13 protein-coding genes and 1 pseudogene are annotated in these 13,750 nt (G+C 65.9%); 8 read left to right on the forward strand and 6 right to left on the reverse strand.

The window, feature by feature from the left end:
• Positions 1-567 precede the first annotated feature (567 nt).
• The 4 genes and pseudogenes from ACZ9BC_RS19370 to ACZ9BC_RS19385 all read left to right on the forward strand — a co-directional run.
• Positions 568-873: pseudogene (locus tag ACZ9BC_RS19370) on the forward strand (M23 family metallopeptidase); the annotation flags it as partial.
• Positions 874-1,034: 161 nt separating this feature from the next.
• On the forward strand, positions 1,035-1,289 hold the full coding sequence (locus tag ACZ9BC_RS19375; protein ID WP_476247462.1) for a hypothetical protein: 255 nt from the start codon (positions 1,035-1,037) through the stop codon (positions 1,287-1,289).
• Between the two features lie 506 nt (positions 1,290-1,795).
• Complete coding sequence (locus ACZ9BC_RS19380) at positions 1,796-2,281, forward strand: glutathione peroxidase (RefSeq protein ID WP_476247352.1); 486 nt, start codon at positions 1,796-1,798, stop codon at positions 2,279-2,281.
• Positions 2,282-2,444: 163 nt separating this feature from the next.
• On the forward strand, positions 2,445-3,374 hold the full coding sequence (locus ACZ9BC_RS19385) for a phosphodiesterase (protein WP_476247353.1): 930 nt from the start codon (positions 2,445-2,447) through the stop codon (positions 3,372-3,374).
• A gap of 80 nt (positions 3,375-3,454) precedes the next feature.
• Here the strand turns inward: ACZ9BC_RS19385 and ACZ9BC_RS19390 are convergent, their stop codons facing one another.
• Together ACZ9BC_RS19390 and ACZ9BC_RS19395 are read right to left on the reverse strand one after the other, a co-directional pair.
• Positions 3,455-5,092, reverse strand: a complete 1,638-nt coding sequence (locus ACZ9BC_RS19390; RefSeq protein ID WP_079598139.1) for a stealth family protein — start codon at positions 5,090-5,092, stop codon at positions 3,455-3,457.
• Between the two features lie 62 nt (positions 5,093-5,154).
• Positions 5,155-6,084, reverse strand: coding sequence for a Cof-type HAD-IIB family hydrolase (locus ACZ9BC_RS19395; RefSeq protein ID WP_476247354.1), 930 nt, complete (start codon positions 6,082-6,084; stop codon positions 5,155-5,157).
• 149 nt (positions 6,085-6,233) lie between these two features.
• Here ACZ9BC_RS19395 and ACZ9BC_RS19400 point away from each other — a divergent pair, with 149 nt between their 5' ends.
• On the forward strand, positions 6,234-6,533 hold the full coding sequence (locus ACZ9BC_RS19400; protein ID WP_009358464.1) for a type II toxin-antitoxin system VapB family antitoxin: 300 nt from the start codon (positions 6,234-6,236) through the stop codon (positions 6,531-6,533).
• Positions 6,526-7,203, forward strand: a complete 678-nt coding sequence (locus tag ACZ9BC_RS19405) for a LytR C-terminal domain-containing protein (RefSeq protein WP_476247355.1) — start codon at positions 6,526-6,528, stop codon at positions 7,201-7,203. Before ACZ9BC_RS19400 ends, ACZ9BC_RS19405 begins: the two co-directional genes overlap by 8 nt.
• Positions 7,204-7,209: 6 nt before the next feature.
• On the opposite strand, the gene ACZ9BC_RS19410 is transcribed toward ACZ9BC_RS19405, so the two are convergent.
• Both ACZ9BC_RS19410 and ACZ9BC_RS19415 read right to left on the reverse strand, forming a co-directional pair.
• Positions 7,210-7,860 (reverse strand): TetR/AcrR family transcriptional regulator, encoded by a 651-nt coding sequence (locus tag ACZ9BC_RS19410; protein WP_476247356.1) that lies wholly within the window; start codon positions 7,858-7,860, stop codon positions 7,210-7,212.
• A 36-nt stretch (positions 7,861-7,896) separates the two neighbouring features.
• Positions 7,897-8,595: a DsbA family oxidoreductase gene (locus tag ACZ9BC_RS19415; protein ID WP_476247357.1), complete on the reverse strand. Its 699-nt coding sequence runs from the start codon at positions 8,593-8,595 to the stop codon at positions 7,897-7,899.
• A 217-nt stretch (positions 8,596-8,812) separates the two neighbouring features.
• On the opposite strand from ACZ9BC_RS19415, the gene ACZ9BC_RS19420 reads away from it, so the two are divergent.
• A complete protein-coding gene (locus ACZ9BC_RS19420; protein ID WP_476247358.1) occupies positions 8,813-9,874 on the forward strand; it encodes a glycosyltransferase family 4 protein in 1,062 nt (353 codons plus the stop codon).
• Positions 9,875-9,935: 61 nt separating this feature from the next.
• Positions 9,936-12,098 carry an amylo-alpha-1,6-glucosidase gene (locus ACZ9BC_RS19425; protein ID WP_476247359.1) on the forward strand — a complete coding sequence of 721 codons (2,163 nt, stop codon included), beginning with the start codon at positions 9,936-9,938 and terminating at the stop codon, positions 12,096-12,098.
• A 33-nt stretch (positions 12,099-12,131) separates the two neighbouring features.
• On the opposite strand, the gene ACZ9BC_RS19430 is transcribed toward ACZ9BC_RS19425, so the two are convergent.
• Both ACZ9BC_RS19430 and ACZ9BC_RS19435 read right to left on the reverse strand, forming a co-directional pair.
• Positions 12,132-12,665: a GNAT family N-acetyltransferase gene (locus ACZ9BC_RS19430; protein ID WP_115526167.1), complete on the reverse strand. Its 534-nt coding sequence runs from the start codon at positions 12,663-12,665 to the stop codon at positions 12,132-12,134.
• Between the two features lie 13 nt (positions 12,666-12,678).
• Positions 12,679-13,638 (reverse strand): D-2-hydroxyacid dehydrogenase family protein, encoded by a 960-nt coding sequence (locus tag ACZ9BC_RS19435; protein WP_476247360.1) that lies wholly within the window; start codon positions 13,636-13,638, stop codon positions 12,679-12,681.
• Between the last annotated feature and the right edge of the window lie 112 nt (positions 13,639-13,750).

Consider the following 13,750-nt stretch of genomic DNA (forward strand, 5'->3'; position numbering starts at 1 on the left):
TTGTCGCCCATGCCCCTGTCCCATAGGCCGGTGCGCAGGCAGTTGCGTCCCCCAAATATCCACAAACTTTGGCCCAAGGGTTTTCCCATGGTTACGCCCATATGTTCAGATGGAACTTACCCGTCAAGACAGAGTGCGGGTGGCCAAATTTTTGGGGTTAAATTGGGCAAGCATTCAGGAATGGCCAAGAACAGGCGCGCCAGGCGTCGCGGTGTTGCCGCAGCGCGGGCGCTGGCAGTAACCGGCGCGCTGGCGGTATCCATCGGCGCACTGAATGTGTCCGGCGGTCCCCAGGAATCCCAGGTGCTCGAGCCGTCCAGCACCCAGGCAGGCGGTGTCTCGGGCAACGCGGTGGCCTCAGGCGCCGGACCGCAGTGGCCCTCTTATGATGTTGGCCTTCCATCTTCGTTTAACCCGAAGCCCGGCGCCCTGGCTCCCGCCATACTCACGGACTCCCACATTGCTGTGTCCTTTCCGCGGACGCTCGTCAGCAGTTCCCGTCCGGAATGGGCTTTAACAGCGTCAGTTGGGCTGAACGGGATTGGCAGGCCGCCGGCCGGCTTCCTGATGGCACCCCTCGAGCTGTTGAACGCCAGCTCGCCCTACGGCTTCCGTGTGAGCCCGCTGACGGGTGAACCGGGAGACTTCCACCTGGGCCAGGACTACGCGGCCCCCTGCGGAACGCGGGTTTACGCTGCTGACTCCGGCGTGGTCCGTGCCGCGGGGTGGCACCCTTGGGGCGGTGGCAACCGCGTTGAAATTGACCATGGCAACGGCCTGATCACCACGTACAACCACCTAGAGTCCGTCGCGGTCCGCAGCGGGGACACGGTGCACGTAGGACAGGTCATCGCCCGCGTCGGCAGCACCGGCTGGTCTACCGGATGTCATCTGCACTTTGAGACCATCCTGGACGGCACGCATACCAGCCCCCTCAAGTGGGGCCTGATTCCGCTCCGCGCCCTCGGTGGGTCCGGACCTGCGCAAACGTCCTATGCGCCAGGTGCCGGCTCGCCGTCTGAGACCCCAACCAGTTGGACCATCCCGGACAAGCACGGCGTTGTGCCGCTGCTTCGGGGTATCGGGGCAAAGACGCCGACGCCGACGGCTTCGGCATCGCCGACTGCACCTCCAGCACCGCCGCCCTCGATTGCCGCACCGGCTCCGGCAGCGGCGCTTTCGCCGACGCCGTCCCCTTCGCCGTCGCCGTCGCCGACCGGGCCGTCGCCGTCACCTACCCCGACCGAGCCGACTGCTTCACCGACCGGGCCGTCACCTACCCCGACTGAGCCGTCGCCGTCGCCGTCGCCTACCCCGACTGAACCGTCACCGTCGCCGACCGGGTCACCTACCCCAACTGAGCCGACTTCGTCGCCGACCGCGCCGTCACCTACCCCGACTGAGCCGTCGCCATCGCCGTCACCTACCCCGCCTGAGCCGTCACCGTCGTCGACCGGGCAGTCGCCGACACCTACCCCGACTCAACCGACGCCTAGTCCTACTCCAACCCCGACTGAGCCGACGCCGACACCTTCCACGACCCAGCCGACGCCGTCGCCCTCACCGGAACCTCTGGCCACACAGCCATCGGTCACGCCGGGAACCCCAGGGGAACCGGCGGCGCCGGAAACCTGCCCGGCCGGGACAGTCGCCGACGCCGGGGCGCCGGAGGGGCAACCCCCGGTGCCGGACGCCGAGGCCAGGAGAATTGCCCAGGAAACTCTCAGCCCGGAACAGTACCTTGAGTGGTTGGCAACGAATTACCCGTGTGGACAACTTCCTGAGGACGCAACCATTGGCACAGCTGTACCCGGTCCCGCTGACCCTGAATGACGGAACCGAAACCGACTTCGGCAGATTCAGGGGCAAAGTGGTGATGGTGGTCAATGTGGCCTCCAACTGCGGCTTCACCCCGCAGTACACCGGGCTGGAGACGCTCTACGGAAAATTCCGCGACCGCGGCTTCGAGATCCTGGGTGTGCCCTGCAACCAGTTCGCGGGGCAGGAGCCCGGAAGTGACAGCGAGATCGCTGAGTTCTGCCAGCGCAACTTCGGCGTCAGCTTCCCGTTGACGGTCAAGTCCGATGTGCGGGGCAAGGACCAGCATCCGCTCTACGCCGAGCTCACCAAGTTCAAGAGAGGACTGCTGCCCGGGCTGGTGAAATGGAACTTCGAAAAGTTCCTGGTCAGCCGCGACGGGCAGGTAGTGGACCGCTTCGCGCCCACTGTGGAGCCCGACTCGGCGGAGGTCATCGACGCCATCGAAAGGGCTCTCGGCTGAAAAACCGGCGCTTTCCCGAATCCCGTCTGCAAAAGCGCAGTTCTTCTATCTTTTTCCACATCGGCTACGGCGATTTGCCCAAAGTTTGCCAAATGTCTGATTGGATAAATATTACTGAAGGGTACCAGGGAAGCGCCGTTTCCCACCGACCACAGAGGTAGCAATGGAGCACATCGAGGCCGAGCATCCCCGGCCACGCCACTTCCTACTCCACCTGAGCGATCCCCACCTGTTGGGAGGTCCGGACCCCCTGTACGGCGTTGTTGACAGCGAAGCGCGCCTCATCCAGCTCTTCGAAGAAGTCAAAGCGTCCGGGACGAAGCCGGAGGCCGTGATCTTCACCGGCGATCTCGCTGACAAGGGCCATCCCGAGGCGTATGCGAAGCTTCGCGCCATCGTGGAACCTGCCTGTGAGGACCTGGGGGCGGAGGTCATCTGGGCCATGGGCAACCATGACAACCGGGCCAACTTCCGCGCGGGTTTGCTGGACCAGCCCGGCAATGACGCCCCCGTGGACAACAGCTACTTCATCAACGGGCTCCGGGTTATTACCCTGGACACCTCCGTGCCCGGCTACCACCACGGCGAACTCAGCGAGGAACAGCTTGAGTGGCTGGGCCAGGAGTTGGATACACCTGCGCCGGACGGAACCATCCTGGCCCTTCACCATCCACCCGTCCCGTCCGTCCTGGACCTCTCGGTGCTGGTCGAACTGCGGGATCAGTCGTCCCTTGCGGCAGTGGTCCGGAATTCCGACGTCCGCACCATCCTGGCGGGCCACCTCCACTACTCCACCACGGCGACGTTCGCCGGGATTCCCGTCTCGGTGGCGTCGGCCACCTGCTACACGCAGGACCTGAACGTGCCGGTGGGCGGAACCCGAGGGCAGGACAGCGGACAGGCCTTCAACCTGGTGCACGTCTACGAGCACACGATCGTCCACTCGGTGGTCCCACTGGGCAGTTCGACGACGGTGGGCGAGTACGTGGCCCCGGAGGAGACAGAGCGGCGCCTGGCCGCCGCTGGGATCCGGATCCCCGAGACCGCCAAACAGCCAAGCAGCCCCCGGGTCGGTGCGTCCTCCGGCCGCTAGAATGCCTAACGCTGAAGGCCTGTCCCCGCGGGGACAGGCCTTCAGCGTTGGCGCACTGTTAAGGCTCTGCCTTATACCGTCTACTTTTCCCAGGGAGCCTTGATGGGGAAGTACTTTTCCAGGAAGTCGGTGACCAGCGCGGCCCGCTCGTCGGCGCTCACTTCCGGGAAACTGCCGTCGTTCAGGCAGAAGAAGTCCACGTTCCGCTTGGACAGCAGCTTCGGAAGATAGTTGAGCCCCGTCCGCATGGTGGTATCCACGTAGCGTACTTTCGCCGCGGTCTGAGTGACCGCGCGTCCGGTGAGCAGCGCGTAGTAGTGGTAGAACGAGTTGGTGACCGAGATGTTGTCCGCGGCACGGAACCGGCTGGCAGCCGTTTTGCGGAATTCCTCGGGGAACTCCTGCTCCATTTTGCGCACCAGGCTCCGGCGCAGCGGTGCAGCGCAGTGCTCCAGGTGGCGGGTGGTGATCCGGCCGAACCGGTTCCACAGCAGCTTGCGGTTCACCCGGGCGGCGTTCTCGAACCCGCTGCGCTCTGCAGCGTTCTCCCCAAGGCCGATCCTGGTCTCCGCCTCAATGAATTTCGTGATCCCGCCCGGAGTGAAGAACAGGTCCGGGCTGACCGGGCGGCCAAAGAACATGTCGTCATTGGAGTACAGGAAGTGCTCCGAGAGGCCTTCAATGTGGTGCAGCTGGCACTCCACGGCCTGCGAGTTGTGGGTGGGCAGCACAGAGGGATCGGCAAAGAACTCCTCGCTGCGCACGATGGTCACCGAAGGATGGTCTGCCAGCCAAGCGGGAGCGGGGGAGTCCGTGGCGATGAAGATGCGGCGGATCCACGGCGCGAACATGTAGACGGACCGCAGCGCGTACTTCAATTCGTTGATCTGCCGGAAGCGGGCTTCGTGGTCGTCGCCCTCACCCAGCACCACGTCCTTCTGCTGGGCGCGGCGGGCGGCAATGTACTCGGGGGAGCTTCCATCCACCCAGGAGAAGACCAGGTCGATGTCGAAACTGATGTCGCTCGCATGGTCGGCGAACATGTTCTCGATGGTTGGCCAGGTATGGCCGTAGCGTTCCACCGTGCCGCGGACAGCGTCCTGCCGCAGCAGGGTCCTGCGGGTCAGGGAGTTCTCGATGGGAAGGATCAGTTCCTCCCCTTCGAAGGACCACAGTTCGATCTGCACACCGGCTGAGGCGCCGAATTCGAAGCCGCCCACCGGCTCCACCCGCGGCCGGTAAAGGCGGAAGATCCGCGCCTGCCGGTTGGACGAAAGCTCGCCGTCCGCAACCAGTACCGAGGTTTTTTTCTTCGCATCCACCGTCATGGAGTAGAAGGGCTCGTCCCGGCACGCCTCCACCAGGGCCGCCCGGAGCTTCTTGCGGTTCTTCCAGTCCAAGGCGATCACAGGGCGGTCATTGTTGCCCCGGACCAGGAGGTACGCCAGGCCCGCATTCGCCAGCACATTGCGCAGGAACAGCAGGTCCTCCACCATGGCCTGGTAGGGGGTCCTGTTGTCATTGATGACGGCATAGCGGCCCTTGTGCCGGATGACGTCCGGGCGGAGCCTGAAGCGCTGTACAGCAGCTGCTGACGTTACCTCTGAATGAAATTGTTCTTCTACGGACGCCTGGCCCCCGTAGTAAACCTCGTCCTGAACCGGTGCTTCTGTAATGGTTGTCTCCGTGCTGGTCAAAGTAAGCCTTCCTACCTGCATGATAGCCGCGCGGGGGAAACGGCATGTTTCGGCCGGTGCGTCCGGCCCGGTGCCGGCAGGGCTTAGGCGCCCAGCGCCTCCCGCCAGCTGCGCAGGAAGGCGCCCCCGGCGTCGTCGTGGATGATCGTTGCCTCGAGTCCCAGATCCGCTGCAGTGAGGACATCATACGGCTTGTCCGGGACGCCGTCTGCAGGGCGGACATCCACATGCTTCACGTCATGGTCGTTGTGGTGCAGCCAGTCTGCCATGGCGTAGTCGGTGCGGGAATCACCCACCGTCCGCCAGGCCTCCGGCGTAATGCCCTGGGCCGCGAGGAGCTCCACCGCCCGGCTGGCTCCAAGGTCTTTGCCGAGCCGCACCGATTCAATGTCGGTGGAGATGATGGTGGGGTCCACGCGGTAGTCCACCTCGTCGTCGGAATCCGGGGCGTGGTGGTCCAGCCGGACCACTCCCAGCCCGTGGCGGCCCATCAGCTCCATGGCATCGGCGTCGAAAAGTCTCTGTTCGGCCAGGTAATCGGTATTCGGCACGTCGATGTGCTGCTCCACGGACACCATGGCCCGTTTGGTTTCGTCGAAGAACATGTGTGAGGAGTAGTCCTCGGCCACCAGGCGGCGGATGTCGTCCCCGTACGCCGCGGGCACGGCCAGGTCCCGGTCCACATGGATGGGGCCCGGCCCGGCAGAGGTGTAGCTGAACCAGACGGCACCCTTTTCACAGACCGCGTGGATGATGGTGCCGGTGGGGATTCCGGCTTCGATCATGGGTTCCATGACCTGTTCCCGAATGAAGGCATCGGAGCGGCCGGTGTTGAAGATCACCGGAATTCCTGCTGCCGCCAGGGCTACCAGGTCCGCGATGATTTCCGGTTTGACGTCCCGGGTCAGCGGGCTCGCCACCGGCCCGTCAACGTCGAGCAGGAGCGCCAGCGGCGGGCAGGACGGCAGGCGGACACCGGGCAGGGAAATGGTGGGGGACTCGGATGCTGTCATGCCTCCATTCTGTCAGCAGGGCCGGAAACTCCTGGCTCAGACAGCCAAAAGCCCGCCCCCGTGTGGCGGATGGTCACCGTTTGGCTACAACCTGCCGCCTGCCGGGCTTGGCACTTTCGCTGGGACGGCAGGATGCCTAGGGTGGCATGGTGATATTCAAAGCTGTGGGCGAGGGCCGCCCTTACCCCGACCATGGTTACAGCACGCCCAAGGAGTGGGCTTCGCTGCCGCCGCGGCCGGTCCGGCTGGACGAACTGGTGACCACCAAACGCACCCTGGACCTGGAAGCGCTGCTGGCCGAGGACTCCACCTTTTTCGGCGACCTTTTCCCGCACGTGGTGCAGTACCAGGGAACCCTTTACCTGGAGGACGGCCTGCACCGCGCAGTCCGGACCGCCCTGCACCAGCGCACCGCGATCCACGCCCGGGTCCTGGTGCTCGATGGCTAGGAAACGGCCGAAGGACCCGAGCGTCCTGCACGGCCACCACGTAGTAAGCGGCCCGGAACTGCGCGCCACCTTCCAAGCGGCCGCCCGGGACGCGGACGATGCCGTCCGGGTGCGCCGCCGGGTGCTGCACGGCGTGGTCCTGGTGCTCCTCATTGGCCTGATCGCCGCAGGCATTATCGCCGCCCTGGCCATCATCAATGGGAAGCTGACCATCCCCACGGCTGAACCGGCAGGGGAGACCGTCTCCACCTGCCCCGCCGGAACCTTCGACTACACCCCGCCTGAACAAATCAACCTCAATGTGTACAACTCCACCAGCCGGCCCGGGCTGGCCCGCTCAGTGGCGGACGAGTTCCTCGGCCGGAAATTCGTGGTGGGCGCTGTGTCCAACATCGAGGCCGGCTACCGGGGTGTGGCGGCTGTGATCTCCGGGGCCGCGGGACAGTCTGCGGCCTTCAGCGTCCAGCGGAACCTGCCCGGTTCCGACTACTTCCAGGACGGCAGGACGGACGGCAGCGTGGACGTGATCCTCTCCCAGGACTACGCCGCCCTAACTCCGCCGGACCTGGTGGACCAGACACCCGGCAAGCTCAGCTGCCCCCGGGAAAGCCGCCGCGTTGCCGACGACGACAAGCGGCCTGTCAACCCGTCCGCTGCGCCCACACGCTGAATATCGCTAGCCGGCCACGGCGGGAAGCGGGGCGAGTTGGATGGGGCGGCCGGCGTCGTCGAACCTGGCACCGGCACCCAACTGGATGAACCGCACCGTCCTGGCGACGCGCGCCTCCAGCTCCTCCGGCTCGTCGCTGCCCCTGGCCGCACTGGAGGACAGCGTTCCAAGGATCAGCTGCGCCTGCTGGCCGATGTCCGCCGCCGGCAGGTAGCCCTGCTCCATGCCGTCGCGCAGGATGCCCTGCAGCAGCACGCTCAGCTCGCCCACGTGGTCCGCGAGTTTGGCAAAGGACGACGGCGACAGCACGGCCCCCATGGCAGGGCCCGGCGGCAGGTGGCGGCGGCTGAGGTCCACCACCTGGGCGCGCACGTACAGGGCCAGCTGTTCCACCGGGTTGTCCAGGCGGTTGAGGGAGTCGCGCAGTTCCGTCAGGAACTTCTCAGTCTCCTCCAGGGCATAGGCGATCAGCAGCTCTTCGATGTCCGCGTAGTAGTTGTACACCGCGGTACGGCCCACTCCGGCGTGGCGCGCCACGTCCGTCATGGTCAGGCCGGGCAGGCCGTGGGAGAAAAGGAGTTCGCCGAAGGCCGTAAGGATGCGGCGCTGGGTGTCCGCGCGCTGCTCGGCATTGCTGGCCGCTGAGATCCGGGGCATACAGACACTTTACAGCGATGTGTCAGTAAACGGCTGCTAGACGGAGCAGCCGTCCGGGCCGCAGGCGTCACCCTCGCCGGCGTTGACCAGCACCAGGGGGTTGGCGTCCTGCCAGGCCTGGTTCAGTGCCGCCGTGAACGTCTCCGTTGGCTGGGCGCCGGACAGGCCGAACTTCCGGTCGATGACAAAGAACGGGACGCCGCTGATACCCAGGGACCGGCCCTCCTCGAAATCGAAGCGGACGTCGTCGGCGTACTTGTCCGTGGTGAACAGCTCGTCCACCTCCTCGGCGTCGATGCCGAGGTCCCGGCCAAGCGACGCCAGGTACTCCCGGCTGCCGATGTCCTTGCCGTGCTCGAAGTGGTCGCTGAGCAGGCGCTCCTTGGCCGCATCCTGCTTGCCGTGTGCGGCCGCGAGGTGGATCAGGCGGTGGGCCGTGAAGCTGTTGGCCACCACCACAGAATCAAACCGGTAGTGCAGGCCTTCGCCCTTTGCCTGCTGCGCGACGTGGTCGAACATCTGGGAAACCTGCTGCGGAGCCATGCCCTTGCGGGTGCTCAGGTACTCCAGTTCGGTGCCGTCGTAGTGCTCGGGAAGGGTCGGGTCCAGCTGGTAGCTGCGCCACACCACCTCGACCGCATCCTTGTGCGGGAAGGCGGACAGGGCGGCCTCAAACCGGCGTTTGCCGATGTAGCACCACGGGCACGCGACGTCTGACCAGATCTCAATCTTCATGCTGGGAACAACCTCCCGGGTCCGGCAGCCATTCCGGCCCCGCGTGTTAGATACCCCACAGTAGGTCTTGTGGCGGGGTGGTTCGTGGGCAATAGTCAGAGTTAGGTTAAGCAGACGACATAGGAAGCCGATACACCCGCGGCCCGGATCAGGTCCCGCGATTAAAAATGCCCGGCCAACTGGGGAGCCCGGCCTGTCACCATCTGGGAGGCCAGGAATGCGGATAGGACTGGTTGCAGGACCATGGATACCAGTGCCCCCGTCAACGTACGGCGGGACTGAAAGGGTGGTGGACACCCTGGCCAGGGGCTTCGCCGCCGCGGGGCATGAGGTTCTACTGGCGGCGCCCTCGGACAGCAGCTGCCCGGTGCCCCTGGTGCCCGGCATGCAGCCCTCGGCCGGGGAGGAGATCGGGCTGACCATATCCGAGTTCAGCCATGTGATCCGGGCGCACGAGGCGCTGCAGGACGTGGACATCATCCACGACCACACGCTTGCCGGACCGCTGTACCTGAACCGGCCTGAGGAAACTCCGCTGGTGACCACCATCCACGGCCCACTGAACTCAAACGCGGCGGATATCTACCGGGCCATCGCGCGGCGGTCCGCCATCATCGCCATTTCCCGCGACCAGGCGTCGCACGCTCCGGGGGTGCCGGTCACCCGCGTCATCCACCACGGCATGGACCCGATGTCGGTGCCCGTGGGAACCGGCCGCGGCGGCTACCTGTGCTTTGTGGGACGGTCCTGCCCGGACAAGGGGCTGCTTGAGGCCATCATGATTGCCCGGCAGGCAGGCATGCCGCTGCGCATCGCCGTGAAGATGCGGGAGCCGGAGGAGATCCGGTATTTCCAGGACGTCATTGAACCGCTGCTGGGTCCGAACGAGGACTTCGTGGGGGAAGTGGACAATGCTGCCAAGTACCGGCTGATGGGCGAAGCACTCGCCTTCCTGAACCCCATCCAGTGGTCGGAGCCGTTCGGGCTCGTCATGATCGAGGCGCTGGCCACGGGAACTCCCGTGGTAGGCACATTGATCGGCTCCGCCCCTGAGATTGTGGAGCATGGCCGGACCGGCTACCTCGGCAATGTCGGGGAGCTCGCGGACTTCCTCCAGGCCGCGGAGGACCTGGACCGGGGGGCGTGCAGGGCAGCTGTGGAGGAACGGTTCAGCGCGGATCGCATGGTGTCCGACCACCTGCAGCTCTTCACGGAACTTATTGAAGGGACTATGCCCGCGGGGGTTCCGGATGCGGGGCGTGTGCACCAGAATCTATAAGGGCCTACAGATGTTGCCGGATGACCGGCAACATCCCGTCGCTTGAGAAGGGAGCCCTTCCGTGACCGCATGGAATGCCAATACCGAGGCTGGCGCATCCGAGTCAGGTTCCGTGACAGTGGTGGAAGGATCCTCGTTCTGTATCTCAGCCGGAAACGGGGACATCAGTTCCGAAGGTGGCACGAACGGGGCCTTTTTCCAGGACACCCGCATCATTTCCCACTGGGTGCTTCGAATCAACGGCTCGCTGCGTGAGCCGTTGGCGGCCCAGCGGTCCCGGCCCTTCGCGGCCACGTTCGTCGGTCGGGCCAAGTGGCCGGACGGGCGCTTCGACAGCCCGCTTGTGGTTCGCCAGACACGGCACGTCGGTCCGGGGCTCCAGGACGACATCACCCTGGAAAATTATGCAGCGGAGCCGGTGGAGTGTGACATCGAACTGCTGGTGGACGCGGACCAGGCGGACCTCTTCGACGTCAAGGGCGGCCGCACCACCGGCCCGGCCGACACCACCCGCGAGGTGGTTGATGGCCGGCTGGTCATCCAGGCTGTCCGGCACGGGCAGCAGCGCGGCACAGCCGTCGGCGCACGTGAAGGGGTGGCCAGCCTGGACGGGCTGCGCTTCCACGTCACCATCCCGGCCCGCGGCAAGTGGACCACCAGCGTCATCGTGGTTCCGCTGGTGAACGGGAAGGCGCCGGCGGACCCCTTCACCGAGGGACGTCTTCCGCACCATCGCGAAGGCGTCCGCCGCCACCTGGACTGGGAAGAAGGCGTCCCGCGGATCAATGTGGCGGACACCGGGCTGCAGGACCTGCTGAACCGGAGCCAGATCGACCTGGGCTCGCTCCGGATTTTCGACGCCCACCACCCTGAACGTGCTGCCGTGGCCGCCGGGGCACCCTGGTTCATGGCGTTGTTCGGCCGGGATTCCCTCCTCGCGTCCTACATGAGCCTGATGGTGGACCCGCACCTCGCTGCCGGTACGCTGCAGACCCTGGCTGGACTCCAGGGGAAGAAAGTGGACCCGGACTCGGAGGAAGAGCCGGGGCGCATACCCCACGAGGTCCGGCTCGGTGTCACCGCCGGACTTTCGCTGGGCGGCACGGCCTATTACGGCACCGCCGACGCCACGCCGCTTTTTGTGGCACTCCTGGGTGAGCTCAGCCGCTGGGGCCTGTCCCGGGATGTGGTCCAGCCGCTGATAGCGCACGCTGACCGTGCCCTGGAATGGATCGAGAAGTACGGCGACCGTGACGGCGACGGCTTCGTGGAATACCTTCGCCCCAACGACCACGGCCTGGTGAACCAGGGCTGGAAGGACTCCTGGGACGGCATCAACTTTGCGGACGGGACCATGGCCGAGGCACCGATTGCGTTGTGCGAGGTGCAGGGTTACGTGTACGGCGCCTACATCGGCAGGTCCTTGCTGGCGCGGTGGAGCGGCGACGCGGACCTGGAGCAGCACTGGGCTGAACGGGCAGCAGAATTGAAGACGGCATTCAACGAGAAGTTCTGGCTGCCGGACAAGGGGTATTTTGCCGTCGCCCTGGACAAGGACAAGCGGCCCGTGGACGCGCTGACGTCCAACATCGGCCATTGCCTGTGGACGGGCATCGTGGACGAGGACAAGGCGCCGTCAGTGGTGGAGCACCTCATGTCGCCGCAGATGTTCACCGGCTGGGGGATCCGCACGCTGGCGTCCGACATGGGCGCGTACAACCCCGTGAGCTACCACAACGGTTCGGTCTGGCCGCACGACACGGCACTGGTGGCCACAGGCCTGATGCGCTACGGATTCGTGGACGAGGCCAGGCGCGTGGCCCTGGGAATCTTCGACGCGGCCGAGCATTTCGACAACCGGCTGCCGGAGCTCTTCTGCGGCTTTGACCGCGGCGAGTTTCCCGGCCCTGTGCCGTATCCCACGGCCTGCTCGCCGCAGGCGTGGGCGGCGGCGGCTCCGGTGCAGCTGGCGCGGATCCTGCTCCGGTTCGATCCCGTCTTCACCCGCGGGGTGGTCCATCTTGCACCCATCCTGCCGGAAGCCCTCGGTACGTTCAGGGCGGAAAACGTCCTCCTGGATTCGGCCAGGGTGACCATCAACGCCTCCGGAACCGAAGGCAGCATCGAAGGGCTTCCGCCGGGCCTCAAGCTGGTGGCCGAACCACGCCCGCCGCTGGCTTACCCGCCGGAAGGCGTCGTGGCAGGGGGAGTGGCCGGAAGGTGAGCCGGCCGGGCGCTGAGGCGCCAGGGCAGGCAATCAGGGTACGGCCCGCTCCAGGACGAAGTCGTGCTCTACGGTGCTGCCCAGGGTGAAGGACTTGGTGCCCACCTTGCGGAACCCGGACTTTTCGTAGAAGCGGATGGCCCGGGCGTTCTGGCTGTTGACACCCAGCCAGGCTGCTGCCCCGCCGGCTGCTGCCGCGGCCTGCAGGCTGGCGTGCATGAGCTCGGCGGCAGCGCCGAGGCCGTGATGTTCGGGATGGACGTAGCATTTGCTGAGTTCCACCGACGGAACAATCGTGAGGGCAGCCGCAACGTCAGGGTCCGCAGCCGGCCGGTTCACCAGGAGGCTGTACCCGTTGAGCCGTTTGCCGGAGTCGAGGACAAGGATGGTGATATCCGGGTCCGCGAGGTAGCGCTCGAAGTGCTGTTCGCTGAGCGTGCTGGCCAGGTGCGCCGCGATGTCCTCAGGTGACGACGACGGCGGGCAGGCCAGCGGGAAGGTGACGGCCGCCAGCGCGGCCAGCGCCCCGGCGTCGTCCGCTGTTGCTGTGCGGATGGTGTGATTCACGTGTTTCCCGGTGTCAGGCGGTGATGGTGCGGATGGGTGAGCCGGCGAGCCAGGCTGTGACGTCCTCGAAAGCGCCGCCGTAGAACTGCCGGTAACTCTCCTGGGTGACGTATCCGAGGTGCGGTGAGAGCACGGTGTTGGGGGCGGCCAGCAGGGGGTGCGTGGCGGGCACGGGCTCCTGGTCGAAGACGTCCAGGGCTGCACCGCGGATCCAGCCCTGGGTGAGCGCCCGGATCAGTGCGTCCTGGTTGACCAAAGGACCCCTGGCGGTGTTCACCAGGATGCCCTCGGGGCCCAGCAGCCGCAGCTCCTCTTCGCCCACGGTATTCTCCGAGCGTTCAGAAAGCCGAAGGTGGAGCGTGGCGACGTCCGATATCCGGAACAGCTCCTTCTTCGATACCAGCCGCGCCCCGGCGTCGGCGGCGGCTTCGGACGTCAGGTTCTGGCTCCAGGCCACCACGTCCATGCCGAACGCCTGCCCGTAACCGGCGATCCGGCGGCCAATTTTGCCCAGTCCCACGATGCCCAGCGTCTTGCCTGCCAGCTCGAATCCCACCGTGGACTGCCAGGTCCCGGCCCGCAGGGAGTTCTCCTCGGCGGGCAGGTGCCGGGCGGCTGCCAGCAGCAGGGCCCAGGTCAGCTCCGGGGCGGCGGCAGGGGAACCGGGAGTTCCGCAGACCGTCACGCCGTGCTCCGCCGCAGCGGCCACATCGATGGAGGCGTTGGCCATCCCCGTGGTCACCAGCAGCTGAAGGGCAGGAAGTTTCTCGAATACTTCCCGGGGAAACGCGGTGCGCTCCCGCATGGCAATGACAATGCCGACGCCGGCAAGCGCCGAGACCAAGGCGTCCTGGGACGCGAAGGGCTCCCGGAACGTGGTGACGGTGACGCCCTCCGCTTCCAGCGCCGCCCAGTCCGCAAAGCCGTGAGCTACGTCCTGGTAATCGTCGAGGATGGCAAGGCGGTGCTGCATGGCGGTGTCCTTCGTCCCGGAGTTCCTGGCGTGAAGTTCATCGTAAGCCAGGGTGCCATCAGGGTGCCCCAGCAACCGTCAAGCACGGCGCGTGATAGCAATGGGAGTGATG

The organism is Pseudarthrobacter sp. TE3704 (assembly GCF_056279405.1).

Excerpts from the sequence above, each read along its gene's own strand:
- ACZ9BC_RS19385 (WP_476247353.1), top strand. The coding sequence starts at position 2,445 with ATGGAGCACATCGAGGCCGAGCATCCCCGGCCACGCCACTTCCTACTC.
- ACZ9BC_RS19390 (WP_079598139.1), bottom strand. The coding sequence starts at position 5,092 with ATGCAGGTAGGAAGGCTTACTTTGACCAGCACGGAGACAACCATTACA.
- ACZ9BC_RS19395 (WP_476247354.1), bottom strand. The coding sequence starts at position 6,084 with ATGACAGCATCCGAGTCCCCCACCATTTCCCTGCCCGGTGTCCGCCTG.
- ACZ9BC_RS19405 (WP_476247355.1), top strand. The coding sequence starts at position 6,526 with ATGGCTAGGAAACGGCCGAAGGACCCGAGCGTCCTGCACGGCCACCAC.
- ACZ9BC_RS19410 (WP_476247356.1), bottom strand. The coding sequence starts at position 7,860 with ATGCCCCGGATCTCAGCGGCCAGCAATGCCGAGCAGCGCGCGGACACC.
- ACZ9BC_RS19415 (WP_476247357.1), bottom strand. The coding sequence starts at position 8,595 with ATGAAGATTGAGATCTGGTCAGACGTCGCGTGCCCGTGGTGCTACATC.
- ACZ9BC_RS19420 (WP_476247358.1), top strand. The coding sequence starts at position 8,813 with ATGCGGATAGGACTGGTTGCAGGACCATGGATACCAGTGCCCCCGTCA.
- ACZ9BC_RS19435 (WP_476247360.1), bottom strand. The coding sequence starts at position 13,638 with ATGCAGCACCGCCTTGCCATCCTCGACGATTACCAGGACGTAGCTCAC.